Source organism: Ochrobactrum sp. Q0168 (assembly GCF_016427605.1).
Classification (GTDB): domain Bacteria; phylum Pseudomonadota; class Alphaproteobacteria; order Rhizobiales; family Rhizobiaceae; genus Brucella.
This window is the reverse complement of record NZ_JAELXQ010000006.1, coordinates 233,031-258,092: the sequence shown is the minus strand read 5'-3', so window position 1 is coordinate 258,092 and position 25,062 is coordinate 233,031. Positions and strand designations below refer to the sequence as shown.

The following is a 25,062-nucleotide window of genomic DNA, read 5'->3' as shown; positions in this document are numbered from 1 at the left end:
GTGTCACATCCCGCTCTTGGCAAGGTAAGCTCGCATACGTTCGGCAACTTGAATTGTCGCTGGCGTGTAGACCATCATATTGAGATCTGGACGACCATCGATTGCAAATGTCGAAAACTCGAGCTCAAGCGGCCCAAGTTCGGGATGATGCAGCCGTTTGACGCCCTCCCCCGACCCAACGACCTCATTATCGCGCCACAAAGATGCAAATTCCGGGCTCATCTGCGTCAGTTCTTCGACGAGTTGGGCAATTTCGGCGCCGGCACCAGCACGCGCTGCATCTGCCCTGAAGGCCCCCACAACGAACCTTGCTACACGCAGCCAGTCCTCCTGAATGGCTTTCACTCGCGAATCCGTGAACATCATGCGCAAGATATTTCGCTCACGCCGGGAACGCTTTGCATAATCCGTCAGGATTATGCTGGCAGCCTTGTTCCAGGCAATAACATCCCAGGTCGCGGTTCTGATAAGTGCGGGGCTGGCGGGAATAGCTTCAAGCACGCGCTGCAATCGCGGCGTTATGCCATCCTGCTCGTGAAACCGCACTTCCGGAGGGTGTCCAAACGCCAGAACATGGAGATGCACCCGCTCCGGCTCGGTCAGCATCAGTCCCTTGGCGATGCGCTCCAGAACATCCGCTGACGGTGCGCCGCCGCGACCCTGCTCCAGCCACGTATACCATGTCGGGCTGATATTGGCGCGCTGCGCGACTTCTTCTCTCCGCAATCCCGGTGTTCGCCGCCGCTCTGCTGAAAAGCCGAATGCCAACGGATCGAGACGCATGCGACGATCACGCAAAAACTGGCCCAGTGGATTTTCGCTTTCAAATGGCATGTCTATCCTGTTGGTTATTATACCATGATAAGATCACTACTTTAACATGAAAAAGATTACGCGATAATCCCTTTCCAACAGAAACGGAGAAACACACATGCGTATATTCCTCACAGGCGCAACCGGTTTTATCGGCTCACGTATCGTGCCCGAATTGCTTGTCCGTGGTCATCAGGTGGTTGGCATGACCCGCTCGGACGCCGGAGCGAACGCGCTCGCTGCGGCGGGAGCCGAGGTCCATAAAGGCACGCTTGAAGATCTCGACAGCATTCGCGCTGGCGCAGCCAATGCCGACGCGGTGATCCATACTGCATTCGATCATGACTTTTCCGACTTCATGGCCAATTGCGAGAAAGACCGCCGCGTCATCGAAGCGTTAGGTTCAGTTCTCCAGGGCTCCAACCGCTCGCTTCTGATAACATCAGGCACCGGCTTCGGCGATCCCGGCAATGGTCAGCCCGCCAAGGAGGACGTATTCAACTCGCATCATCCAAATCCGCGCATTGGCTCGGAACTGGCGGCGCAACGCTTGCTGGAAGAGGGTGTGAACGTGTCTGTCATGCGGCTACCGCAGGTACATGACACGGTGAAACAAGGCCTCATTACGCCATACATTCAGGTCTCGCGGGAAAAAGGAGCCGTTGCATATATTGGTGAAGGCTTGAACCGCTGGCCAGCGGCGCATGTTCTCGATGTAGCCAAACTTTACGCCCTTGCTGTCGACAAAGGTGAGGCCGGCGCACGGTATCATGCCGTTGCCGAGGAAGGCATCGCCGTCCGGGACATTGCACAAATCGTTGGAACAGGTCTTGGTCTACCGATCATCTCCCTCTCGCCTGACAAGGCCGCCGACCATTTCGGGTGGCTCGGGATGTTCGCCAGCCTCGATATGCCGGCTTCAAGTGCAAAAACGCGGGTAGAGCTTGGTTGGGAGCCAACGGGCCCAAGCCTGCTCTCGGACCTGAAAGCAATGGACTATGCTGCCATTCAACATTAAGGTCAGCACCTTGATTAAAAATGCCACTTTGATACTAAAGGAAAACGGTAGCACAATCATGAAGTGATCCAGAATTTTGATATGACGACTATTCTTGAAATCTTGCTCTCTATATTCGACGGTTTGAAGAATGTGTCGTCATTTCCTCTCATGATGGATGCCAGATCAGACGATGCCAATGGGTTGCTGCACACGTAAGTTGCAGCGACCCCGACACTCCCATCACCACGAAACATACAGTTCGCACTGGCAAGGCCAGTCGTTCTTTTCAACGTTTGGGTTTTTAAATGGCAATCTGGACTGAGTTGGCGCGCGCCGGCAATGACGCTGGCGACGAAATATTGTTGCGACAAAGAGACGACATCTACGAAATTCGATATAACGGGTTGGAATTGATGTCGAACGTCAATTTCCAATCGGAGATCGTCCTGGCGGAACGTTCGCTGAGATTTTTGCCTCAAACGCCGAGAAAAATTCTCATCGGCGGGCTCGGCATGGGCTTCACGCTGCGGGCGGCGCTGAACTTCGTTCCGCTGGAAACTGAGATAACCGTATGCGAACTCGTTCCTGAAATTGTCGAATGGAACCATTCCTTTATTGGTCATCTTGCTGATGATCCACTCGAAGATCATCGTGTGGAGCTTCAGGTCGGCGATGTCATGGAGACGTTACGACAGCAGCCTGCAACATTCGATCTGATCTTGATGGACACCGATAACGGCCCCGATTTCCTTGTAAGAGAACAAAACAACTCGATCTATTCCGAAAGTGGTCTGGCTACCCTTGAACGCGCCTTGACGCCGACAGGAACGGCAAGCTTCTGGTCTGCAACCGTATCATTGAAATTCGAAAAAATGCTTGATGCGGAGCAATGGAACTGGAGCCGCCACGATGTGTGCCTCATAGGTGGTAGAGCGGATGCATTTCACTATGTTTATTCCGTCAACCGGAACACGAATAGCGCTCTATACCCCATGAAGAACAGCAGTTCACAACAGTTTGTTAACGCTTGATAATTTCGGAAAAGAGGAAGGCGGTATACAGTCGTCTTCCTCACATCAACTGCATATTTCAGACTGCTGCAAAGGCGAGATCGGTAAGAAGCCAAGTCGCAAATTCCAATCCTCGGTATAATACGCTAGGCGTTCGGCCCATAGGCTGCTAAATCCTCCACAGAAGGATATAACGGCCACGGAACCCGAGAAACAAAGATGATGAATCACGAATCCCATGACCCAGGTGGCAAGGTTCGTCTGAAAATCAAACCGGAGATCAGAGGAGACGCAGTCTTTTCTGAATGCGGTCGATATCGTCGTCTTTTGACGCGAGAATGGGACGGGGGCGATAAAGACGGATACGTGCTCTGGATTGGCATGAACCCCAGCACCGCCGCCTATGATGTGGACGATCCCACGGTTTTCAAAGAGCAAAAGTTCACGCGCCGCTGGGGCTACAGCCGCTATGTAAAATGCAATGTGATGGATTACCGCGCCACGCACCCGAAAATGTTGCTGGAAGAAGGTGTTGTTCCCTGCACTGAAGAAAATGTGAAGACAATCCTCGAACAGGCCAAAAATGCAGCAATTGTTGTAATGGCATACGGGTCGCTTCATAAGAAACTTGCCCATCATGGTAAGCTTGTCACAGATACGCTGCGCAGCAACAATATCAAGCTCCATGCGCTGAAGATCACGAATAATGGTTCGCCCGGCCACCCCTTGTATTTGAAGGATACGAGCGAACTGATCGCTTATTGAGAAACGTGCGAAGTTCGGTTGGGCACAAAAATTGTTATCGATCCGGTGAGCGCCCGTTGCGCAAAACCGGCACCACAGACCAACGATAGAAAGACGGAAAATTGGCCAAGAATCCTCCTCGCAATCAGGCTGGTTTTGCAACGCGCGCAATCCATATCGGTCAGGAACCTGATCCATTGACCGGAGCCGTAATCCCGCCGATTTACCATGCAACGACATATGTGCAGGATGGCATCGGGGCGAGCAAGGGGTTTGATTATACGCGTAGCGGCAATCCAACCCGAAATGGTCTCGAGCGTTGCCTGGCAGACCTTGAAGGTGCAGAAGCCGCGTTCGTTTTTCCGAGCGGCCTTGCGGCAGCGGCGACATTGATTGAAGCGCTGCCGGCGGGATCGTCGATATTGGCCCACAATGATCTATATGGCGGCGTCTATCGGCTGCTTGCCGACGTCAAGCCGATCACGGCGGCACATAATGTGAACTTCGTGGATTTTTCCAACGAAGCCGCTCTTCGCCAAGCCATCACAGTTCATAAACCTGCCCTACTGTGGTTTGAAACTCCATCCAACCCAACGCTGCGCATCGTTGATCTGTCGCTGGTTGCAGAATTGGGCAAGAAGGCAGGCGCGATTACGGTTTGTGACAGCACTTTCTCATCGCCCGCTGGCCAGCGGCCAATTGACTATGGAATTCACGTGGTCGTCCATTCAGCAACGAAGATGCTGAACGGGCATTCAGACCTTTTGGGTGGCGTGGTCGCGGTGTCGGCGAACGCACCTGCCGGACTTGCAAAGCGGGTGGGTTATCTGCAAAACGCGCTTGGTTCCGTCATGTCGCCGACCGATTGCGCTCTTTTGCACCGCTCTCTGAAAACCTTGGAAATTCGCAACATCAGGCAGTCGGAAACAGCACTGAAGCTCGCGACCAGACTCGAACAACGCGCTGAAGAACTGGGGCTAACCAGAGTCGTATATCCCGGTTTGGCGAACCATCCGCAGCATAAACTGGCAGCGGACCAGATGATCAATTTCGGTTGTGTCATCTCCATTGAGGTCGCAGGTGATCTGGCGCGCGTTGAACGCATCTTGACTTCCACCCGCTATTTCCACTTTGCTGTCAGCCTTGGAAGCGTGGAAAGCCTCATTCAGCATCCTTTTTCGCTCACCCATGCGGTTGTACCGGAAGAACAGAAAAATGATCTGGGCATTGGCGCTCAGCTCATCCGTATCTCTGTCGGCCTCGAAGATCTGGAAGATCTGGAGGCTGATCTTGTGCAAGCATTGATGAATAATCGCTGATCGGTTTTTCCATCAGGAGCAAAGTGGCGTGGCGGCTCCAGCAATCCGCCCGTCAATTTGCTTCACTGACAGTCAAAACCCGCATCATCGACGCTGTGGACGCATCGCACCTGTCGGAACATTTTTCCAGCGAGACTGTTGATCTACTCATCATTCGGCGATGAGGATAGAGCAATGAAACAGTTCATTTTCGCGATAGCTTTTGCAGTCACTTCGACTGCAGCGTTTGCACAAGCACCCGGCATGCCGACCCAGTCAGGCGGACAGGAACCAGAAGTGCCCGGAAACCCGCCGCCTTCGTCCAATCAGCAGCTTGCTGCACCCGAAAACGTACCCGTTCCTGAAAAAGCTAAACCACCAAAGCATGATCGTAAAGACCGGAGCGAAAAGCACACCAAATGCATGCAAGGTCAAGACGCGAAGAAATGCCGGGATGAGCAGCGCGGTCGCAAATAATCGGCATTCGTTTGCCGTCCGTTTGGAACAATACCGACATCGCGCGGTTTGGTAGGGCTGTTTCGCTTCCGTGCTCAGGCGTGGCGGAACAGGCAGTTCATCAACGAGCGTATCGATAGCGGAGAAACAACATGCCCGCAAAATCAAAAGCACAGCAACAAGCCGCCGGGGCCGCCCTCGCCGCCAAACGCGGAGACAAAGCCAAAGGCAGCCTGCGTGGTGCATCAAAGCAAATGGAAAAATCCATGAGTGAGACGGAGCTGGAGAAAATGGCTTCCACGAAGCAAAAGGGGAAACCTAAACATGCATCCAAATCCTGATCGTTGTCTGTCGCATCTCCCGTCTTGAAAACAAAAATCGTGGGGAAGATGAAACAAATAGCCGCCTGATAGGTTGGGTTGGCCTGTCGCTGCAACAAAGCGACACTTACTTCGAAACAAGAAAACGGAGAGTTGGAAATGGCCAGAACCAAGCAACGCACTCTTGAGGATCTTTTTTATGATACGCTGAAAGATATATACTATGCTGAACGCAAGATATTGAAAACACTTCCAAAAATGGCGCGTGCGGCTGAAGATGAAAAGCTAAAAAACGCCTTCATGAAACACCGCGACCAGACAGAGGGGCATATTGAACGCTTGCAGCAATGTTTCGAGATTCTCGGAAAGCGCGCTCAGGGCAAAACATGCGAGGCGATTGAAGGTATCATTGCCGAAGGCGAGGAGATCATCGAAGAGTTTTCCGACACCCCCGCTTTGGATGCAGGCTTGATCTCTTCCGCTCAGGCAGTGGAGCATTACGAAATAACCCGTTATGGCACTTTGAAGCGTTGGGCGCAGACATTGGGTTACAACGATGTGGCCAAACTCCTTGATCAGACCTTGCAGGAAGAGGGCCAGACCGACAAGGATCTCACCCAGCTTGCTGAAACCTCCGCCAATCGTCACGCCGAAGCTGCCTGACGTTGATGGATACCATCGAGAAAATCTGCGTCATCAGTCGACCTTCGGATAGTCGGCATGATGTTGCCAGCGTTGAGGCCATCGCGGCGCGACTGGCGAAACTAACCGGGGCCCGTCTCGGTGCCACTGCGCAACATTTCGACGACGCGGATCGGACATTCTTTGTGCCGACTTTCTCGTTGATCCGACAAAGCCACCCCGAGCTTGATGCTAATCAGTTCTGGGGTGGTCGCGTCGATCAGGAATTCATGACAACCAAACTGGCGACACATCCTGCATGGGCTGAAGAAGACGATTTGCCGACTGGCTGGAAGCCGCAATTTGCCAGGGATCTGGAAGGTGCGGCCCTGATTGGCTTTTCGGTTTTCTCATATGATCACGCTGCACGAGCGGGTGCATTTCTCCTCGATAAGCGAAAGATCAGGTTGAAAGACCCCTACGCATCCGGCGGCAAGAAGCAGAGCGTCGTTCAAAACAATCACGAACTGGACGTGTTCCTTCGGGCACTTTCGGAAAGTGATATCGCCAGAGGAATGGTAATCGAGGAAGATATTGAAAACTCGTCAACTTATTCGGTGGGGCAAGTCAGCCTTGCCGGTCTGACGATGAGCTATCTCGGTCGCCAATATACCGCCAGCGACCGCAATGGCGAAAGCGTCTACGCGGGAAGTCGGCTCTATGTGGTGCGGGGAAACTGGGAGGCACTGCGAACGCGACTGCGTATGCCTGTCGCCCATCGGATTATCGAAAGCGCGCGACGCTATGATAGCGCAGCCGAACAACATTTCGGCCTCGTCGCATCTCGAAAAAACTATGACGTGCTGGTTGGCCCCGTGACCGAAGATGGCTTTTGCTGCGGCGTGCTGGAACAGTCTTGGAGGGTCGGGGGCGCTTCTCCCGCCGAAATTCTCGCGCTGGAGGCAATGACCGCAGACAATTCCGTCGGTGCGGTAAAGGTCGTTGCACGTGAGACCTACGGCGCAGCGCCCCAATTGGACGCCGATGATTTTGTTGTTTACGTCGGCGAAGATGATACAGGGCAGCCGCTGCACAAATATGCACGATTAGAGAAACTCTACCATGATCCGTAATTCTACCACCGTTGATGTAGGTCAAGTCCAGCTGGATGCCACCGTCATCTCACCGGATACAACTATTCCAGGCATTTTGTTTCTCCATGGCTGGGCTGGTAATCAGGAACGCGATATCGAGCGGGCGAAATCAATTTCAGAACTCGGTTGCGTTTGCCTGACATTCGACATGCGCGGCCACGGACATACAATCACCAGCAATAAAACCGTCACACGTGGAGAAAATCTGGACGACGTCATCGCTGCCTATGACCGGCTGGCCAGTCTGAAGATCGTCGAAGAAGGATCGATTGTCGTCGTTGGCAGCAGCTACGGTGGGTATCTTGCAACGCTATTGACAGAATTCCGGCCCGTCAGATGGCTGGCCCTCAGAGCCCCTGCCCTTTATCGCGACAGTTATTGGCAATTGCCAAAAGCGCAACTCGATAGGGTTGATCTCCAGGCATATCGCTCGGCCTTGATAGGAGCGGAGGACAATCGTGCTCTCCGCCAAGCTAGAGAATTTCGCGGCGATGTGCTGCTCGTAGAATCTGAATATGACACAATCGTACCCCATCCAACGATTGCCAGCTATCAAGGCGCTTTCATCCATTCACACTCACTCACCTTGCGTATGTTGAGCGGAGCAGATCATGCGCTTGAGGATACTATTCACCAGAAAGCCTATAACCATCTTTTGACACGCTGGATCAGAGAAATGGTTCTCGGAGCCCGTTAGTGCGCGTTTCGATCTGATTGGATCAAATCGACGTTCTAATCCTTTGTTTTAAGGCGCATTTTTTTCGAAAACCGTTTCACACTTATCGGGACGCGCTCTAGGGTGAACCATGGATCGGATTGTGCGCGGATTAAAAGAGCTTCGCGCCGTCTGTCGGGTTCCATTGGATCAAAGCGCATCTTGATGGAACATCACGCCATCTCGCTGGTTGGGGTATCTCTCACCTTGAAGGGAGGAATTCCATGAAAAGCTCACTCAAATATTCGGCAGCTGCTGCTTTCGTTCTATTTGCCACCAGTGCACTCGCCCAAACGGCGCCTTCCGATGAACCGCAAACTCCTGCGGTCACAACGCCCGGCGAGACCAACCCGAACGCGCCCGTTCCGGGCAAGAACAGCTTTACCGAAGATCAGGCAAAACAGCGTCTGACCGACGCTGGTTATACCAATATTATGAACCTAAAACTCGGCGAGGACGGTATCTGGCGCGCCGAGGCGGCGCGTGATGGACAGCCCTTTAAGGTTCAGCTCGATTTTCAGGGTAATGTAACAACGCAATAAAAACGTAGCCCCAAAAGAACTGAAGGAGACGACAATGGTACATGTGACCGGTCTGTTCGACAATCATGACGAAGCGCTCGACGCTGTACGGGCACTAGAAGAAGCGGGCGTTTCAGCCGATGATATCAGTTTGATATCCAACAATACCAACGGGCAATATGTCGATGATGCTGTCCGAGAAAGTCAATCCACAATTGCAGGGGTGGAAACCGGCGCCGGCGTCGGTGCTGTCGCAGGCGGCGGAGCTGGCCTGCTGACAGGACTGGGCCTACTTGCAATTCCAGGCGTTGGACCCGTCGTTGCTGGTGGTTGGCTCACCGCCACTCTCGTGGGATTGGTGGGTGGTGCTGCCGCTGGCGGTGTCGCAGGCGGTATCGTCGGCGCCCTTGTGGAAAGCGGCATCCCGGAAGAGGAGGCTCAGGCCTATTCCGAAGCAATCCGTCGAGGCAGTACTTTGATCGTCGTTCGCTGTGACGAAGAGGAACGGCAGAAGGTGGAAGCGATTTTCGACGAGTGGGCCCGAGTGGACATCAGGAAAAGGCGCAATGCCTATATTGATGAAGGCTGGGAACGGTTCAATGCGGCCGGGGCGCCGTATACATCTGATCAGATCGAGCAGGAACGCCGTCGATGGACATAGATCAGGAGTGGAGCAGCCATTATGAAGGAGGTTACTCCCAAAGACGCCCGGCAGGGTCCGAAGGGACGCCGTATATTGCTGATCCTCGTTGTCAGTCTATTACTGGCAATAGTTGTCTGGGCGGCTGTTGAATTTTACGGGCAGTTGAGACCCGGCAGGGGTTTCATGGATGACAACAGCAAGCCGCCCGCATCTACAGAATCGAAACCACCGGCTTCGGCAACGGGCGCGCAATGACACAACGCTCAGCAAAAACCACGGAGGCTTCCCTGGCCTCCGTCAGGCACGAAGCACGTGGCTGTACGCGGTGCGACTTATACAAAAACGCAACGCAAACTGTCTTCGGTGAAGGGCCTGCTGGGGCCGGTATCATGTTTGTCGCCGAACAGCCTGGTGACAAGGAGGATCGAGCGGGCCATCCCCTGATCGGTCCAGCAGGGCAGTTGTTTGAACGCTGTCTGGCGGAAGCAGGACTTCAACGCGACCGTTGCTACCTCACCAATGCTGTCAAACATTTCCGCCATAGTCAGCGAGGCAAGCGAAGGCTGCATCAGCGCCCCTCGACAAGCCATATCGAAGCCTGCCGCTGGTGGCTCGATCAGGAGATCGAACTGGTCCAGCCGGCACTCATCGTTGCCTTAGGAGCAACCGCCGCACAATCCTTATTAGGCAAGACGGTCCGGATTTCGGACATACGAGGGCGGCTGCTCGCTTATGGCGACCATACGCAATTACTCATCACCATCCATCCCTCCTACTTACTGCGGTTACAAAACCGACCGGAATTCGAGAAAGAACGCGCTGCCTTCCTAAAGGAACTCGCGATGGCTGTCGATTTCGCGCGTTGATCCAATTGCCCAAGCCAAACGTGAAGTTTGTTACAGCGAAAGCGCGGAACCTAGGCACGCTGGGCGGGTTAGGCTTATGTCACGCGCGACAGAATAACTTTGGAAACTTGAAACCACCGGAAGGAAAGTAAAATGGCCCAGAGTCATACGCCAAGCCATACCCAGGGTGGCACCCACGAACAGCACGTAAAGGCTGGCCAGCAAAGCCATAAGAATGATGGCAAGCAGGCAAGCGGTGGCAATAACCAGCAGTCGTCTTCACGCGGCGGCTCCCATGAGCAACACGTGAAGGCCGGGCAGCAAAGCCACAAGAACTCGTAACCTAAAGGGGCGGCAAAAGCCGCCCCACCCTCAAACCGAACCGTGGTTCGGAAAGGTCAGACGGATGTCTTGCCCCCTTCATTCCGACTACACATTGGAACCCGACGAACTCGTTGAGATGATCCCCGCTTTGCGCGCATTTGCGCGCACTTTTTATAGCCAACGGGAAGATGCCGAAGATCTCGTTCAGGAAACGCTTGTTAAGGCATTGGCAAACCGGGAAAAATACGTCCCTTATTCTCCACTGAAATCTTGGCTTTTCACCATCATGCGCAATACGTTTTGCACCCGTATCCGCCTGCAAAAGAGAGAAGCGCCGGGTGTTGCGGAATGTATCTCACCAACAGCAAGCGTGGATGCTTCTCAGGAATATACGCTGGAAGCACATGATGTGCAGATTGCGCTCGCAACCTTGCCGCAAAAATATCGTCGTGTGCTTTCACTCGTCGTGCTGGAAGGCAAAAGCTACGAGCGAACAGCGGAGCTGTGCGATTGTTCGATTGGTACGGTTAAAAGCCGTCTGCATCGCGCCCGCCATAAGCTGCACGATATCGTCGATGGCTGATGAATGAAAAACTCTCGACTTGCCTAATCATCAGCGTGTCGATCAAAGCGCAAAACCATCGCCCGATGTCTTGCGTTTTGCATTTGGACATGACTAACTAACTATTTGTTATGATAGGTGTAAATGATAGGGCCATGTATTCATTTTCGGGCAAGCGCATTCTCGTTTTCGAAGATAGTTTTCTTCTTTCGGAGGAAACCGGGCGAAAACTTGGTGCCATTGGTGCAGTCATTCTTGGCCCCGTCAACACGACAGAGCAAGCGCTCCATTTTCTTCAGAACGAAGAAGTCGACGCTGCTATCCTTGACGTGGCGCTGGAACCAGTGACTGTATTACCGCTCGTCGATGCGCTGGAAACCCGTTCGACACCGTTTATCTTCGCACTGTCTGCCAACCCGGCGACGGATACCAAAGATTTCACTGGATTCGTGCTGAGCAATCGCGACAATGATCTGTCAGTTATTGCAGAAGCGCTTTTCCGACCTCGCGGTCTGGAGCAATAGTTACCGACACGTACCGCGCACATTCAACGACATAGGATGGGAACACTGGCGAATTCTGGTGGTTAGAACCGAAGCAATGATAATGCTACGGAAGGACAATCCATCATGAACGAACAATATCCCGCTCCTCCCTTTGATACGCCGCATCAGTCCATGCCCGGCTTAACGGAAAAGATGAATCCCAAGCCAGATCATGGCGAAGAAAGCTACAAGGGTTCAGGCAAGCTTGAAGGGCGAAAAGCCATCATCACGGGCGGCGATAGCGGGATCGGACGCGCCGTCGCTATCGCCTTTGCACGAGAAGGTGCGGATGTTCTGATTGTCTATCTTCAGGAAGAGGCCGATGCGCTTGAAACGCGGTCGCTGATCGAGGCAGAGGGCCGCAAAGCCGTTTTGATGAAATGCGATATTCAGCGTGCCCAAACCTGTCGGGAGATCGCGGAGCTTGCCGCTCAAGAATTTGGACAGATCGATATTCTGGTCAATAATGCCGCGCACCAGGCCAGTTTTACCGCGTTGGAAGATATCAGCGACGAGGAGTGGGATCTGACCTTCCGGGTAAACATCCATGCAATGTTCTATCTGACAAAGGCGGCCCTGCCTCATATGAAACCTGGTTCGGCAATCATCAACACGGCTTCGATCAATTCGGATATGCCCAACCCCACCCTGCTGGCTTATGCGACGACCAAAGGCGCCATCCAGAATTTCACTGCTGGGCTTGCGCAATTACTGGCTGAAAAAGGAATTCGCGCCAATGCGGTTGCGCCGGGGCCAGTATGGACGCCTCTGATCCCTTCCACATTGCCAGAAGAAGCCGTCGCATCGTTTGGTAAGCAGACGCCGATGAAAAGGCCCGCTCAGCCCGCAGAGCTTGCCTCCGCCTATGTCATGCTGGCGGACCCGCTCTCAAGCTACACCTCAGGTGCGACCATCGCTGTAACTGGCGGAAAGCCAATCCTCTAAAAGAAAGCGCCCGCTTCAAGCGGGCGCTTTAGAGCGCGTTTTTATCGCGCATCTTTTCCGAAAACCGTTTCACACTTTTCGGGATGCGCTTTAATCGGGAGGATTGGTCTGCAAAGAATGGGGCGAAGGCTGTGTGCCAGCGTCTTCGTCGGTGGAGGGGTAAAAGAGAGAACCCACCGCCAGAAGCAACACAACACCAATAGCCAACCAGAGGACCGTTCTCATTTGTCTGATACTCGCTCCGCGTAGAGCCAGTGCTCCTTGTCATCGCGGTCCTTCGACCGGTCAGCAGCTTTGCGGTCTTTCGACTTCTCGGAATTCTTATCAGGCATTGTTGATGTCTTGTGCTCTTGTGGGAGGTGCTTGGGGATATGATGATCGTCCATCTCATTCTCCTTTGAGCCAGTTTTTCTATACTCAGACCGGCATCTAACCGACAGAAGCGGTGTATGTTCCCCAAAAACTAGGCACGATGATCCGCATCGAGGGAGGCAATGAGGCTTATCAACTGCGGCTCGTCTACCAACAGACCCGCTTCTTCAGGCGAAAGCCATTTGCGCTGACGCTGCTTTTGTTCCGACCACTGTGCTTTTTCGTATTGAACATGCAAGGGATAGACCCGCACCTTCACCGGAATGAAAACTCTTTTCAGCCGCTTCCAGTACAGATAGTGACCTATCATTGAACGAGCGACTTTCCCTTCGATACCCGCTTCTTCAAGGGCTTCGATACGGGCGGCGTCGGCCAGACTGCGCTTTTTCATCGGCCAGCCTTTCGGCAGGGTAAATCGGTGTGTGTTGCGCGAGGTGACTAGCATGATCTTCAGGCGGCCATTTTCAAAACGATAGGGAAGTGCTGCCGCCTGCTCCAACTCGTGACCTGCCTTGGCCCGACGGATGCGCTTTTTCCATTTTCCACTGGCCATCATCGGTTCTCCTCCTGGAGCATCCCGCTTAACAACCGCAAAAATACGCTTCTGTTCCATTTGAAACAATAGTGCCGTTTCGTTGTTTGGGGTTCGAACATGTCAAAGGAGGAACCGGAAGATGCACGATACAAAGCAGACCGAATGCATCACAGCCTGTCTCGACTGCTATCGCACCTGTACGGAGATGGCGTCCAACCATTGTCTGGAACGTGGCGGCGCGCATGTTGAGCCGAAGCATTTTAGAACTATGCTTGCTTGCGCTGAACTCTGTCGCACGGCTGCACAGGTAATGATGATGAAGAACCCCCTTCACAACGAGCTATGTAACCTCTGTGCGCGACTATGCGAGGACTGTGCTGAAAGCTGTCGCGCGCTGAACGGGATGGGAGAATGTGTAGCGGCTTGCGAGCGCTGCGCCGCTTCATGCCGGGAGATGGCAAATCATCCTATGGATTAAGCGCCCTCTAAAGCGGCTTTTCCTGGGGTATCCAGTGGATTGCATCGGGATTGATCCCGAGAAGTATAGCCACTGCTACCGCACGGGCCTTCAGCTCATCCGTCAGAACCGTGGATCGGGAAAGCACCCAGAAATAGTTGCGGCTTGACCCGACGATGATCGCCCATTCGTAATTCTCATCAAGATCGACAATGTTATAGCCGCCATAGAACGGACCGAAAAACGACACTTTCAGCGCGCCCTCGTCGGACGCGCCTACAAATTTTGCAGTGCCCTTCGCACTTGTGGAACGGCCTTTCCATGGATCAAACCCACTATTGACCACGCGAACAGTTCCATCGGCACTCAGTGAATATTCCGCCGTTGTGCGCGTGAGACCGCGTTCGAAGCGGTTTTCAATACGGCCAAGCTCAAACCACTTGCCAAGATAGCGCGACAGATCGAACGGTTTCACCGGCACAACGCCTTTCGGCACTTGCGGCGATGCTGCCCTTGCCAGAGCAAATCCCAGCGCTACCCCTGAAAGTCCGAGCAAAAACTTGGCCGTTTTCAAAATCACGTCCTTCCTTGTTAGTTCATGACTAACCAGATGCGGAAGAAATAGTTCCGTTATTCAGGCATTCGCCATCAGCCACTTCAGCGTAAGACGTTCGGCCTTGCTCAACCGAGGTGCCACAAGCCGGTTCGCCGCAGCAGCCTCAACTTCACCAGTCAACGTCCCAGCTTCCCAATGCTCGATAACACCGGGGTGAATATAGGCGCTGCGACATACCGCACGGGTATTACCAAGCGACTGCGCGATGCCGTCGATCACGTGATTAAGCGTGCGCTTTCTGGCCGCTTCGCTTTCAGGTAATTCCTTCGAGCGGAGTGCTACAACCGCCGCAGCAGTCGCGGCCCAGGTTCTGAAATGCTTTGATGTGAATTCATCTCCCATGGCATCTTGCAGATAGTCGTTGATGTCCTGCGAACAAACGGCGCGTCGGCCTCCCTCGTCATCGATATACTGGAACAGTTGCTGGCCAGGCAATTCCTGGATCGACCGCACGATCCGTGCAATCCGTCTGTCAGAAAGTTTGAGGTTCCAACTTTTACCCGACTTGCCGGTGAAGACCAGACGCAGACCAGCTCCATCATTCTTGACATGGCGATTGCGCAAGGTGGTGATACCAAAACTGTTGTTTTCACGCGCATAGTTGGGGTTGCCAACGCGCAGCAACAGTCTGTCCATCATCCAGATGACGGTTGCGACCACCTTTTCCCGACCGAGAGAGCGTCGCCGCATGTCCGCGTCGATCTTTTGCCGGAGACCGCTCAGCTTCTGGCCGAAAGTCCGCAAGCTTGAAAATTTGCTTTGCCCGCGTTGCGCCATCCAGTCAGGATGATAGATATACTGCTTCCTGCCGCGCGCATCGCGGCCTGTAGCCTGTATGTGGCCATGCTGATCGCGACATATCCAGACATTGCTCCATGCGGGAGGAATGGCCAGGGCCGCTATCCGCGCCTTTTCCGTAGCGCTCACGGCCCGCCGGTGACAGTCGACATATCGAAAGCCCGTGCCGCAACGGATGCGCTTTAAGCCCGGCTCGGCATCATTGACATGGATCAGGCGATGCTGGATCGGTGATTTTTCGAGCAATAGTGTTTCCTCGGGATATCGTGGCGGGATTCCTTCGCTCAGTAACCACCGAAATGCGTAACAGGTTCCGGCGCGATCCCCTTGAAACCGGAACCTTCTAGCCTTCAGCTGGTTATTCACAATTCAGAAGAGGGTCGAACAGTGCCGCACGCATTCTGGAAAGGCTATCTCAAATTATCGCTCGTCACCTGTGCCGTCGAATTGATGCCAGCGACAAGCGACAGCGAGAAAGTGCGCTTTCACACCCTCAACGCCAAAACGGGCAATCGGGTCGTCAGCCGCTACGTCGATTCAGTGACCCACAAGCCGGTGCGCGATCAGGATGAGATCAAGGGTTTCGAGAAGGCAGAAGGAGACTATATCCTCCTTGAAGACGATGAGCTTGAAGCGGTAGCGCTCGAAAGCACGCGCACCATCGATATCGATAAATTCGTGGAGCGCGATAGCATCGGCTGGATCTGGTACGACAAGCCCCATTATCTGTCGCCCTCGGACAAGGTCGGGCAGGAAGCCTTCGCAGTTATTCGGGAGGCGATGGACAAGAGGGGCGTTTGCGGTCTGGCGCGGCTGGTCATGTACCGGCGCGAAAGGGCCGTTCTTCTCGAGCCTCGCGGACGAGGTATTGTTTTATGGACTTTGCATTTCGGCGACGAGGTACGAAAGGCTGAGGAATATTTCGCAGATATCAAAGCCGAAAAGCCCGATAAGAAGCTGTTCTCCATGGTTCGTAAACTGATCAAGGACAAGACGGAAGACTGGAATCCGGATTTATTGAAGGACCCGGTTCAGAAGAATCTGAAATCGATGATCGCCGCCAAGAAGAAGAAAACAAAAGCACCGGCAAAGGCCAAATCTAGCACCACGCCCCCGCCGACCACTAGCAATGTCATCAACATCATGGATGCTTTGCGCAAAAGTCTCGCCAACGAGAAAAAGCAGAGCTAACTGCTTATTTTGTCGCTTTCTCTTACCGCTTCGGCAAGGGTTTCGCCGCTTTGCGGAAATCCTCCCAAGGGTCGTTCTTTAAGGCCGCAAGCCGGGTCGGCGTATTCAATATGGTAAAATGTGTCGGACCGATTGCCGGACTTACTTCATCCCACGCAAGCGGCATGGAAACCGCTGCGCCCTGACGAGCGCGTGGTGAGTAAGGCGCAACCGCTGTCATGCCGCGTTGGTTGCGCAAATAATCAATGAGGATTTTGCCTTTGCGTTTGGCTTTGGAAATAGTCGATACGTAGCGATCAGGACTATCCGCCGCCATCTCGTCGGCAATCGCCTTGGTGAACGCTTTAAGCGTTTCCCATTCGGCTTTCGGTTTTAACGGCGCCACGACATGCAACCCCTTACCGCCGGATGTTTTTACAAATGTGGTGAGACCATGTTTCTCAAGCCGCTCCTTGGTTTCAAAAGCGCCTTCGACGACGCGTTCCCAAGCCACACCCTCTCCAGGGTCGAGATCCATCGTCAATATATCTGGCAGTTCCCAATTTTTCAGGCCTGATCCCCATGGATGGATTTCCAGTGTGGCGGACTGTACCAGACCGATCAAACCGTCGAAGTCCTTGATCGCGATGTACGGATCCTCCTCCTTCTCAGACGGATCATCAACCTCGACAATATGCTCGTTTAGCCCCTTCCACGCGTGTTTCTGGAAGAAGTGCTGGCCATCGATGCCCGTGGGACAGCGCAACAACGCCAATGGCCGATTGACGATAAACGGCTCGATACGGGGCCAGACTTCGGCGTAATAATCAGCCAAACCCTGTTTCGTGATGCCTTCTTCCGGCCAATACACGCGATCGGGATGGGTAAGATTGACATCGGCTTCTTTGTGAGCTGCCTTTTCGGGCCGAGCTGGCATGGCGCTTTTCTCCAAGATGACCTCCGTCGCGGCCTTGTCGTCACGCAAGCCTCGGAAAGACGCGTGGCGCAATCTTCTGTCTGCGGTCCACGCGCGAAACTCGATCTCTGCGACGAGTTGCGGTTTGACGAATATGGCACCGCGCCTTTCTCCCGCCGTCAGCTGTGTGGCAAAAGGACTTTTTTCCTGACGCATTGCGTTGAGCTTTTTGTAAAGATCCTTGGCGAGTTTCACTGAAAACCCAGTTCCGACGCGTCCCACCGGAACGAGACCTTTCCTTTCCTGAACACCCAATAGAAGCGAGCCGATTGTATGCCGCGTTGCACTGGAGGGCACAAATCCAGCGATAACAAACTCCTGTCGTCCAATGCATTTCGATTTGCGCCAATCTTTGCTGCGACCGGAAGTATAGGAGCCGTCGCTCAGTTTCGAGACGATGCCTTCCAGTCCCAAACCGCACGCGTTTTTCAACACGGCCTCGCCATCTGCATCAAAGGCTTCGCTATAGCGCAGTGTGGTCATAGAAGGGGCGATGAGCTCTGCCAGCAGAGCCTTGCGTTCGACCAACGGCACCTGACGCAAATCGCGGCCATTGAGATAAAGAAGATCAAAGAGATAATAGGCGAACCGATCCGAACGCCCCTCGCTCAAGTCGCCTTGCAAAGCCGAAAAATCCGATAGGCCCGCCTCGCTTTCGACGACAATCTCACCATCCAGAATGGCATTGTCTACACCCATAGCCAGAATATCTTCTGTGATCGCTTGGCCGAATTTTTCGGTCCAATCCAGCCCACTGCGCGAATAAAGCACCACGTCACCATCAGACACATGCGTCTGGATGCGATAGCCATCGAACTTGATTTCGTGAATCCACCGGCTTCCTTCTGGAGCAGCGGACACCAACGTCGCCAGTTGTGGTTCGATAAACTGCGGCATCGCGGCTATCTTTGCACGTTTCGGCAAAGGCTTCGCTTTGGCTTGCTCGACGTCGCGCTTTTTGATCCGCCCGGTTTTGGATGACCAGCCCGGCGCTTCATCTTCTACATCGGCAATGACTCGCCCGGTCTTTACCGATTGCGGTTCTTCCTCCAGAATATTGGGATCGCTCGCCTCCCGCGCAAACTCATCCTCCCCCTTTATGAGCAGCCAGTTCTCGCGCTTCTCGCCCGGCTTTCCATGCATGCGAACAAGATGCCAGCGCCCCTTGAGCTTCTCGCCTTCCAGTTCGAATTCCATATGCCCCTTTTTATATTGTTTGTGTGGGTCGCCGATTGGCTTCCATTTCCCACTATCCCATACAATAACGGTGCCACCGCCATATTCCCCTTTCGGGATCGTGCCTTCAAAGCCGGCATATTCAAGGGGATGGTCTTCGACATGAACAGCAAGACGCTTCTCGCCGGGCACCAGACTTGGTCCCCGCGTGACGGCCCAGCTTTTCAAAACGCCATCCATCTCAAGCCTGAAATCATAGTGCAAACGGCGCGCATCGTGTTTCTGCACCACGAACAGGTCGCCTGTGCTTCGCCCGGCTTTGCCGCGCGGCTCTTTGGTCAGGCTGAAGTCGCGTTTCTTCTGATAGGTTTCGAGCGGCTGTCCCATTAACCAGCCTTTCTGGGCTTCGCTTTGCTTGTCGCGGTTTTCGCCGGTTTTTTCTTCGGCGCGCTCATGGCTGCGCTCTTACGCAAGGCTTCCTTCAGATCGATCACGTCAGCAGTTTTCGGAGCGGCAGGCTTTTTGAGCGGCTTGCCTTCGATCTTCGCTTTTATCAGCTCGGCAAGCGCTGCGTCGTAACGATCATCGAAGCTCGACGGATCGAAGCGGCCCATTTTGGTATCGATAATATGCTTGGCGAGATCGAGCATTTCCCGATCAAACTTGAATGCTTCCAGATTTGCAAACGCTTCATCCGCCGAACGGACTTCGTAATCAAAACTGAGCGTCGTTGCGATCATTCCGTCGCCATCGGCATGAATAAGGATTTTGCGCGCGCGGCGGAAAAGCACCGCCTCTGCGACTGCCGCGACGTTTTCAGCTTTCAATCCATCGCGGAAAAGCGAGAAAACCTCGTCATCATCGACGGGTGCTAAATAATAGGGCCGGTCGAGGTAAACATCGTCAATCTCACCGCATTTGACAAAATGAGTGATGTTCAGCGTTTTGTTGCTTTCCGGGATCGCTGATTGAATTTCATCATCGTCGAAACTGACATAACGGCCGGACGAAACCTCATATCCCTTAACCTGCTCTTCTCGTGGAACGGACTTGCCCGTATCGCTATCGACATATTCACGATTGAGACGATTGCCTGTCTTGCGATTGACAAGGTGAAACGAAACCCGCTCGGAGGTCGATACTGCCGTATAAAGACCGACCGGCATTAGAAGCTGATCGAGTTTCAATTGGCCTTTCCAGTTTGCGCGGAGAGCCATAGCTTCCTCATTCTTGTGCCTTGCCTGACCGGATCAACTCGCGACACCGCCAACTTGTTCCGGGCAATTGCCCGCCAGTTTAACTTTCGGCCTTGAATTTTTTGGCCTCAGCGAGAAGCTTCTGCCGGTCACGGTGGCCCAAACGTTCAATCAACTCTCGCGCCTGTAGCGGCGAAAGATCCGAGTTCTCGGCCAAAAATTTGATGTCCTCATCTTCGGTCAAAGGCACCGGTTTTTGCTCTTGCTCAATCATGATGGTTTCCTCGTTCACTTGGCTTTTAGTGAGACCTGGGCAGCTCGCCCCCCCTCTTCCGTAGAGCCGACCTCGGGCAAGTTCTGTATTTCCGACCGGCCATTGGAAAATTCTCCGCCACCCAGCAAGGCCCAAGCCAGCAACAACACTAACAATACCGCAAGAACCAGCAGCATTATTCGCGGGAAATACCGTAGAACCCGTGGTGATTGATCCTTTCGATAAGCCGTATAATGGTCTGTCAGACCGTTCATCTCGCTAGATCCAAATCGTTGTGGCGTAGCCAATGCAGATGATTGCCAGAAGGATCATCCACCAAATCAAATAGATGCGACCTTCCTGCAATCCACGGTTCCGTTCATGGATGACCTTAGTATGCGAGTTACCGTTCGTCGGCGCTCCACAACGGGTGCTGTCATTGGTCTTATCTGGTGTAACCATCGCCATTTGCCTCGCTGGTCCAACGTTCTCGCAAACCAAATGTTCCGGCGTTTCCCGGATAGTTGCTGTCGCCACGTCAGAAACCAACTTTACTTTGCGAAACTCGCCCTGAGGGAACCGATTACAGTCAAATAAGTTTCAGTGGAGCGCTGTGTCAGTTTTCACTACAATGGAGGAGGAATTGTCATGGAAAAGTTCTTCACTCGTCTCTCCCAGACTATCGCTGAACTGGCGGGGACATCTTATGCCTTCGCCTGTGCTTTGGGATTTATCGTCTTATGGGCCTGTTCGGGTCCAATATTCGGCTTTTCCGACACCTGGCAACTTGTCATCAACACAGCCACGACGATCATCACTTTCCTGATGGTCTTTCTAATCCAGAATTCCCAAAATCGCGATTCCACGGCAGTGGAAGCGAAACTGGACGAAGTCATTCGTTGTGTGAAAGGCGCACGTTCGCAGCTTATCGGCATTGAACACCTGACCGAAAGCGAAGTCGAAGCCATCCGGTCAGCAATTGAAGACGAGAACGGAAATGAGCCCGTCAATGTGAATGTTGAGGAATTGCTTCGAAATGCAACCTTAAGAGCAAAACAACAGCGCCCGAAATAAGTTGCGCCCTCGGAAGCCTTTCGACAGAAAACGGTTTGGTTCGAAACATATACGGTTTTGAGAAGTTAGGTTTCCCTATTCAATGGAGGCTAAAACAATGGGAAACCATGCACCAAAACCTGGAACGACCGATCAGAAGCCCAAATGGGAAGGGCCACCCGAAACCCGACCCCGTGGTTATGAACCGGCAGAAGATAATCCCGACAAGCAACGTGACGCAGCTGGACACAGCCTGTCGGACCCGGACCGGAGAAGCCTCTCCGATGCTTTAAGCGAGCCGACATCCAAAACGCCCAAGAAAAAAGGAGATACGGTATGACAACGACATCTCCAATCCCCGTGCCCCTAAAGGCTGTGGCACTGAACGCGACTTTGAAAGGAAAGGCGGAACGTACGCCGTCCTCAACAGACGAACTCCTACGTTATCTGGATTCCCATCTTATTCCCTATGGCGTCGAAACCGAGCATCTGCGATTGAGTGCGTTTAATATTGAACCGGGGGTAACTTCGCGCGAAAGCGATGATGATGAGTGGCCAATTGTACGGCAAAAGATTTTGGGAGCGGATATTTTTATTCTTGGCACGCCGATATGGCTCGGACAGCCCTCCAGCATCTGCAAGCGGGTTTTGGAACGCATGGATGCCTTTCTCTCCGAAACAGATGACAAGAACCGGATGCCGCCCTATGACTGCGTTGCAGCTGTGGTTGTGGTTGGTAACGAGGATGGAGCCCATCACGTATCCGCAGAGCTCTATCAGGCACTGAACGATGTTGGTTTTACCTTGCCGGCGAATGCCGTCACCTATTGGGTGGGTGAAGCAATGCAATCGACAAACTTCGTCGATCTCGATACAATTCCTCAAACCGTTGTTTCAACGACGAAAATGGTCGCTGCAAATTGTGTCCATCTTGCCCATTTATTGAAGAACCACTCCTATCCGGGTAACCATTAGTCATCATAGGCTGGCCTGGACTATCCGGTTTCGGCGAAGGTAATCCGCGTTCCGGGAGCGGCGGTATCTGCTCCGGTTCATCTGGACCGATTGGTTCGCCATCAGGGTGGGGAACGGTTTCATGCGGCTGTTGGGGAACTTTCTCAGGCTCGGGCGGCGGTATTTCTGTGGGATCGCCGGATTGCAATTCCAGGACATGATCACTGCACAGAAATGCGTGCGTGGTATTGGGTTGCAGCGTGTTCATCTGATATTCCTTCCTCTTTTCCAGAAAGGTCGAACCTGTCGCACGGGTGATTGTTCCGCTTCGTGCCTAATGTTTCTCGGGCTTTCCATAAGCGCTACGCAATTCGCTTTTCGCCAGTTCCAATACTCTTTTGCGCTCCTTGGGCAAGTTTTTACCAGCGCGATTGATATAAAACGTCAACATCGACATTGCCGATTGGAATGGTGTGGTTTTGCGTTTTTGGCTTTGATCAGCCGAACGTTTTAGAGAAAGCGCTATCTTCTTCGGATCTTCATTCTCGAAAATATGCGGCTCAAGTGTCAGCGCATCGCTATGCTCGGTCACTTCGGCCGACCATTTATTGGACTTCGTCATAGGGGCACCTCAATGATTTCAGGGAACTTTTTGCTCTCAAAACCATCTATCATGGCAGATGTTCCAGTTTTCCCCGTCCGCGATCAGAATAACGACCGCCAAAACCGCTCATAATTCCCGTTTTCACGTATCTTTGAAGAAGATTTTCATGGCAAATCATGATGCAGCGACCCGTAAAGACGACCTTCGAACCGGTATTCCCTTCTGGATCAAAACGCCGAATTCCACAGTGCAGGCGAACCGGCACCTTCCCAATAAATCTTTCGACATTATTGTGGTCGGCGCAGGCATCTCTGGAGCCTTGATGGCGGAAGCACTGACGCGTGGTGGAAAAAGCGTGTTGATCGTGGACCGCAGACCGCCTGTAAGAGGATCGACCTCCGCATCTACGGCAATGATCCAGCACGAAATCGACATAGCTTTAACGTCTCTCCGCAAGAAAATCGGCGATGAGCTCGCCAATGCGGCTTGGCGGCGGTCAGCGCAGGCCGTTCGGGACTTGATCGATTTGGCGAACCGCCTCGAACTTGAATGTCAGATGCATCCGAAGTCTGCTCTTTATCTGGCGGGTAACGAGATGGGAGCCCAAGCGCTGGCCAAAGAGGCGGCTGCCCGCAACAGGATTGGCATCAACTCCGATTATCTCGATCACGCGGCTCTCGCCGAGCGCTTTGGACTGGATCGGCCTGCCGCGATTTTGTCAGACATTTCCGCATCTGCCAATCCGGCGCAACTCACCGCAGGCCTCCTGCGCAAGGCGTTGGCGCGCAATGCCCATATTGTTTCACCCGTCGAGATTACCGATATGGCCGAACTGCCGTCAGGCGTTGCCTTGGCGACCAGAAAAGGCGAAGTTCTGGTCGCGGAACATGCGGTGTTTTGCACCGGTTACGAGTATCTTCCCCAAATGGAAACGAAATGGCACAGCATCACGTCAACCTGGGCGATAGCCGCGAAACCCCTGTCTCATGTCCCCAATTGGATGCGAGACGTGCTCGTCTGGGAAGCGTCTGATCCCTATCTATATCTCAGGACCGACGATTTTGGACGTATCATCGCTGGCGGCGAGGATGAGCAAGCGCAAGACAGCAATCGCGATCCGAAGAAACTGACAGACAAAGCGATCATCATCGCGCAGAAGCTGCAAAAACTCACCGGAATCCAGATTGATAAGCCGGACTATATCTGGTCGTCGCCTTTTGGAATCACCAAAGACGGCTTGCCGATTATTGACCGTGTACCCGGATATGAACGCATATTCGCGGCCATGGGTTTCGGTGGTAACGGGATAACCTTTGCAATGATCGCGTCACAAAACATCCCAGCCGCCCTAACGGGCAGGCCCGTTCCAGATGATAAACTCTTCCGCTATCGCTGAAGTGCAAACGAGACCACCGCCTCCTGTTCGTCGCTGCGAGCAATTGACGTCGGGTCGAGTAAACGACTGACTTCTTACTGTGATCTATGTTGGTCTCTCTTACCTGGCCAGCGCCAGTTCTGCATCCTTTTGCGAACCGGCTGCGGACTCGACGCTCTATTTTGGAGATCGCCTGTTGCGTTAGGGTTCGAACAGAAAGAGAAGTGCGTCACGCTTTTGTGATCAAACCGTAAAACTGGCGCTCAACCTGAACTTACGACTATTTTTCAAAACAACCGATCATTTCACATATAAGTCGCGTGAACGCTTCAAATGCGCCAGCATTGCAGCCTCTGCGCCTTCAGCGTCATTTTCGGCCAAACGGTCGAGAATTTCAGTGTGCTCGGCAAGCGTGTATTTTTCCTTGCCGGTCCAGATCAGCATATGCGTGTGGTATTCCTTCAACCAAGCCAACATGGCTTCGCTTACCGCTACGAAGATCGGATTATCCAGAATTTTTGCAATGCGAATATGAAACTCCATGTCCGCGGCGATGAACGCATCCGCGTCACCCAATGACTGCCGTTGCCGTTCGATGATGTCGCGCAATTCGGAAATATCGCGCGCAGTAACCTTCTGCGCCGCCTCGCGGGCAATGCCGCGCTCAAAAAAGATACGCGCGCTCTTGAGATGCTCAAGCGTATCCATAGACTGCGCGAGCATGATTTTCGCAGTCGGGTCCACCTGTTGAAATATCGACCTTGCAGTGAGCTTGAGAACCTTTGCGCGTTCGCCATGCGAGATGCTGACCAGCCCCATTTTCGCAAGCGACTGCATCGCTTCGCGGATCGCCGGACGGCCCACGCCAAACCGTTCCATCAGGACGCGTTCGGATGGCATCTCATCGCCCGGCAGCAATTCGCCGGACGTAATCATGGTTTCGAGCCGGTCAAAAACTTCGTCTGACAATTTACGGCGAACAATGGGTTCGATGGGCTGGGTCATGGCATC

At 53.3% G+C, this 25,062-nt stretch carries 31 protein-coding genes; 21 read left to right on the top strand and 10 right to left on the bottom strand.

Features of this window, described 5'->3' with window-relative positions:
* Positions 1 to 3: 3 nt before the first annotated feature.
* On the bottom strand, positions 4 to 834 hold the full coding sequence (locus JAU75_RS13645) for a helix-turn-helix transcriptional regulator (protein ID WP_199057040.1): 831 nt from the start codon (positions 832 to 834) through the stop codon (positions 4 to 6).
* Positions 835 to 931: 97 nt separating this feature from the next.
* Here JAU75_RS13645 and JAU75_RS13640 point away from each other — a divergent pair, with 97 nt between their 5' ends.
* From JAU75_RS13640 to JAU75_RS13565, 16 genes are all read left to right on the top strand, one after another.
* Positions 932 to 1,831, top strand: a complete 900-nt coding sequence (locus tag JAU75_RS13640; RefSeq protein ID WP_199057039.1) for an SDR family oxidoreductase — start codon at positions 932 to 934, stop codon at positions 1,829 to 1,831.
* Positions 1,832 to 2,118: 287 nt separating this feature from the next.
* A complete protein-coding gene (locus JAU75_RS13635; protein WP_199057038.1) occupies positions 2,119 to 2,844 on the top strand; it encodes a hypothetical protein in 726 nt (241 codons plus the stop codon).
* A gap of 198 nt (positions 2,845 to 3,042) precedes the next feature.
* On the top strand, positions 3,043 to 3,588 hold the full coding sequence (locus JAU75_RS13630; RefSeq protein WP_247880485.1) for a DUF1643 domain-containing protein: 546 nt from the start codon (positions 3,043 to 3,045) through the stop codon (positions 3,586 to 3,588).
* A 101-nt stretch (positions 3,589 to 3,689) separates the two neighbouring features.
* Positions 3,690 to 4,886, top strand: coding sequence for a PLP-dependent aspartate aminotransferase family protein (locus tag JAU75_RS13625; protein ID WP_199057037.1), 1,197 nt, complete (start codon positions 3,690 to 3,692; stop codon positions 4,884 to 4,886).
* Positions 4,887 to 5,060: 174 nt separating this feature from the next.
* Positions 5,061 to 5,342, top strand: coding sequence for a hypothetical protein (locus JAU75_RS13620; RefSeq protein ID WP_199057036.1), 282 nt, complete (start codon positions 5,061 to 5,063; stop codon positions 5,340 to 5,342).
* A gap of 131 nt (positions 5,343 to 5,473) precedes the next feature.
* Positions 5,474 to 5,662 (top strand): DUF3008 family protein, encoded by a 189-nt coding sequence (locus tag JAU75_RS13615; RefSeq protein ID WP_199057035.1) that lies wholly within the window; start codon positions 5,474 to 5,476, stop codon positions 5,660 to 5,662.
* A 138-nt stretch (positions 5,663 to 5,800) separates the two neighbouring features.
* Positions 5,801 to 6,304, top strand: coding sequence for a ferritin-like domain-containing protein (locus tag JAU75_RS13610; RefSeq protein ID WP_199057034.1), 504 nt, complete (start codon positions 5,801 to 5,803; stop codon positions 6,302 to 6,304).
* A 5-nt stretch (positions 6,305 to 6,309) separates the two neighbouring features.
* On the top strand, positions 6,310 to 7,395 hold the full coding sequence (locus JAU75_RS13605; protein ID WP_199057033.1) for a DUF3182 family protein: 1,086 nt from the start codon (positions 6,310 to 6,312) through the stop codon (positions 7,393 to 7,395).
* Positions 7,385 to 8,113: an alpha/beta fold hydrolase gene (locus tag JAU75_RS13600; protein ID WP_199057032.1), complete on the top strand. Its 729-nt coding sequence runs from the start codon at positions 7,385 to 7,387 to the stop codon at positions 8,111 to 8,113. The genes JAU75_RS13605 and JAU75_RS13600 overlap by 11 nt, the downstream gene beginning before the upstream one ends.
* Before the next feature lie 242 nt (positions 8,114 to 8,355).
* The gene (locus tag JAU75_RS13595; RefSeq protein WP_199057031.1) at positions 8,356 to 8,673 is read left to right on the top strand and encodes a PepSY domain-containing protein; all 318 of its coding nucleotides are present in this window, start codon (positions 8,356 to 8,358) and stop codon (positions 8,671 to 8,673) included.
* 34 nt (positions 8,674 to 8,707) lie between these two features.
* A complete protein-coding gene (locus tag JAU75_RS13590) occupies positions 8,708 to 9,313 on the top strand; it encodes a DUF1269 domain-containing protein (RefSeq protein WP_199057030.1) in 606 nt (201 codons plus the stop codon).
* A 233-nt stretch (positions 9,314 to 9,546) separates the two neighbouring features.
* Positions 9,547 to 10,161 (top strand): UdgX family uracil-DNA binding protein, encoded by a 615-nt coding sequence (locus JAU75_RS13585; protein WP_199057029.1) that lies wholly within the window; start codon positions 9,547 to 9,549, stop codon positions 10,159 to 10,161.
* Between the two features lie 132 nt (positions 10,162 to 10,293).
* A complete protein-coding gene (locus tag JAU75_RS13580; protein ID WP_109365901.1) occupies positions 10,294 to 10,482 on the top strand; it encodes a hypothetical protein in 189 nt (62 codons plus the stop codon).
* Positions 10,483 to 10,546: 64 nt separating this feature from the next.
* A complete protein-coding gene (locus JAU75_RS13575; RefSeq protein WP_199057028.1) occupies positions 10,547 to 11,047 on the top strand; it encodes a sigma-70 family RNA polymerase sigma factor in 501 nt (166 codons plus the stop codon).
* A gap of 134 nt (positions 11,048 to 11,181) precedes the next feature.
* Positions 11,182 to 11,550 (top strand): transcriptional regulator, encoded by a 369-nt coding sequence (locus JAU75_RS13570; protein WP_247880484.1) that lies wholly within the window; start codon positions 11,182 to 11,184, stop codon positions 11,548 to 11,550.
* A gap of 105 nt (positions 11,551 to 11,655) precedes the next feature.
* Positions 11,656 to 12,516 carry an SDR family oxidoreductase gene (locus JAU75_RS13565; RefSeq protein ID WP_199057026.1) on the top strand — a complete coding sequence of 287 codons (861 nt, stop codon included), beginning with the start codon at positions 11,656 to 11,658 and terminating at the stop codon, positions 12,514 to 12,516.
* Positions 12,517 to 12,737: 221 nt separating this feature from the next.
* On the opposite strand, the gene JAU75_RS13560 is transcribed toward JAU75_RS13565, so the two are convergent.
* From JAU75_RS13560 to JAU75_RS13545, 4 genes are all read right to left on the bottom strand, one after another.
* The gene (locus JAU75_RS13560; protein ID WP_199057025.1) at positions 12,738 to 12,902 is read right to left on the bottom strand and encodes a hypothetical protein; all 165 of its coding nucleotides are present in this window, start codon (positions 12,900 to 12,902) and stop codon (positions 12,738 to 12,740) included.
* A 77-nt stretch (positions 12,903 to 12,979) separates the two neighbouring features.
* A complete protein-coding gene (locus tag JAU75_RS13555) occupies positions 12,980 to 13,501 on the bottom strand; it encodes an NUDIX hydrolase (RefSeq protein ID WP_247880483.1) in 522 nt (173 codons plus the stop codon).
* 407 nt (positions 13,502 to 13,908) lie between these two features.
* Entirely contained in the window at positions 13,909 to 14,460 is a 552-nt protein-coding gene (locus JAU75_RS13550; protein WP_371836175.1) for a lipocalin family protein, read from the bottom strand.
* A gap of 54 nt (positions 14,461 to 14,514) precedes the next feature.
* Positions 14,515 to 15,540 (bottom strand): DNA topoisomerase IB, encoded by a 1,026-nt coding sequence (locus JAU75_RS13545; RefSeq protein ID WP_199057024.1) that lies wholly within the window; start codon positions 15,538 to 15,540, stop codon positions 14,515 to 14,517.
* 141 nt (positions 15,541 to 15,681) lie between these two features.
* Between JAU75_RS13545 and JAU75_RS13540 the strand changes: the two genes are divergently transcribed.
* Complete coding sequence (locus tag JAU75_RS13540) at positions 15,682 to 16,485, top strand: Ku protein (protein WP_199057023.1); 804 nt, start codon at positions 15,682 to 15,684, stop codon at positions 16,483 to 16,485.
* Between the two features lie 22 nt (positions 16,486 to 16,507).
* Here the strand turns inward: JAU75_RS13540 and ligD are convergent, their stop codons facing one another.
* The 3 genes from ligD to JAU75_RS13525 all read right to left on the bottom strand — a co-directional run bounded on the left by ligD (position 16,508) and on the right by JAU75_RS13525 (position 20,086).
* Positions 16,508 to 19,003, bottom strand: coding sequence for a DNA ligase D (gene ligD, locus JAU75_RS13535; RefSeq protein ID WP_199057022.1), 2,496 nt, complete (start codon positions 19,001 to 19,003; stop codon positions 16,508 to 16,510).
* The gene (locus JAU75_RS13530) at positions 19,003 to 19,833 is read right to left on the bottom strand and encodes a Ku protein (protein ID WP_199057021.1); all 831 of its coding nucleotides are present in this window, start codon (positions 19,831 to 19,833) and stop codon (positions 19,003 to 19,005) included. Before JAU75_RS13530 ends, ligD begins: the two co-directional genes overlap by 1 nt.
* Before the next feature lie 79 nt (positions 19,834 to 19,912).
* Entirely contained in the window at positions 19,913 to 20,086 is a 174-nt protein-coding gene (locus JAU75_RS13525; protein WP_199057020.1) for a hypothetical protein, read from the bottom strand.
* 627 nt (positions 20,087 to 20,713) lie between these two features.
* Between JAU75_RS13525 and JAU75_RS13520 the strand changes: the two genes are divergently transcribed.
* The 3 genes from JAU75_RS13520 to JAU75_RS13515 all read left to right on the top strand — a co-directional run bounded on the left by JAU75_RS13520 (position 20,714) and on the right by JAU75_RS13515 (position 22,093).
* Positions 20,714 to 21,139 (top strand): low affinity iron permease family protein, encoded by a 426-nt coding sequence (locus JAU75_RS13520; RefSeq protein WP_199057019.1) that lies wholly within the window; start codon positions 20,714 to 20,716, stop codon positions 21,137 to 21,139.
* Between the two features lie 97 nt (positions 21,140 to 21,236).
* Positions 21,237 to 21,458, top strand: coding sequence for a hypothetical protein (locus JAU75_RS24105; RefSeq protein ID WP_247880481.1), 222 nt, complete (start codon positions 21,237 to 21,239; stop codon positions 21,456 to 21,458).
* Between the two features lie 20 nt (positions 21,459 to 21,478).
* Entirely contained in the window at positions 21,479 to 22,093 is a 615-nt protein-coding gene (locus JAU75_RS13515; protein WP_199057072.1) for an NAD(P)H-dependent oxidoreductase, read from the top strand.
* Positions 22,094 to 22,406: 313 nt separating this feature from the next.
* Here the strand turns inward: JAU75_RS13515 and JAU75_RS13510 are convergent, their stop codons facing one another.
* Positions 22,407 to 22,694: a DUF3175 domain-containing protein gene (locus tag JAU75_RS13510; RefSeq protein ID WP_199057018.1), complete on the bottom strand. Its 288-nt coding sequence runs from the start codon at positions 22,692 to 22,694 to the stop codon at positions 22,407 to 22,409.
* 148 nt (positions 22,695 to 22,842) lie between these two features.
* On the opposite strand from JAU75_RS13510, the gene JAU75_RS13505 reads away from it, so the two are divergent.
* Positions 22,843 to 24,072 carry an FAD-binding oxidoreductase gene (locus JAU75_RS13505; RefSeq protein WP_199057017.1) on the top strand — a complete coding sequence of 410 codons (1,230 nt, stop codon included), beginning with the start codon at positions 22,843 to 22,845 and terminating at the stop codon, positions 24,070 to 24,072.
* 279 nt (positions 24,073 to 24,351) lie between these two features.
* Here the strand turns inward: JAU75_RS13505 and JAU75_RS13500 are convergent, their stop codons facing one another.
* Positions 24,352 to 25,056, bottom strand: a complete 705-nt coding sequence (locus JAU75_RS13500) for a transcriptional regulator NanR (RefSeq protein ID WP_109365884.1) — start codon at positions 25,054 to 25,056, stop codon at positions 24,352 to 24,354.
* Positions 25,057 to 25,062: the final 6 nt, after the last annotated feature.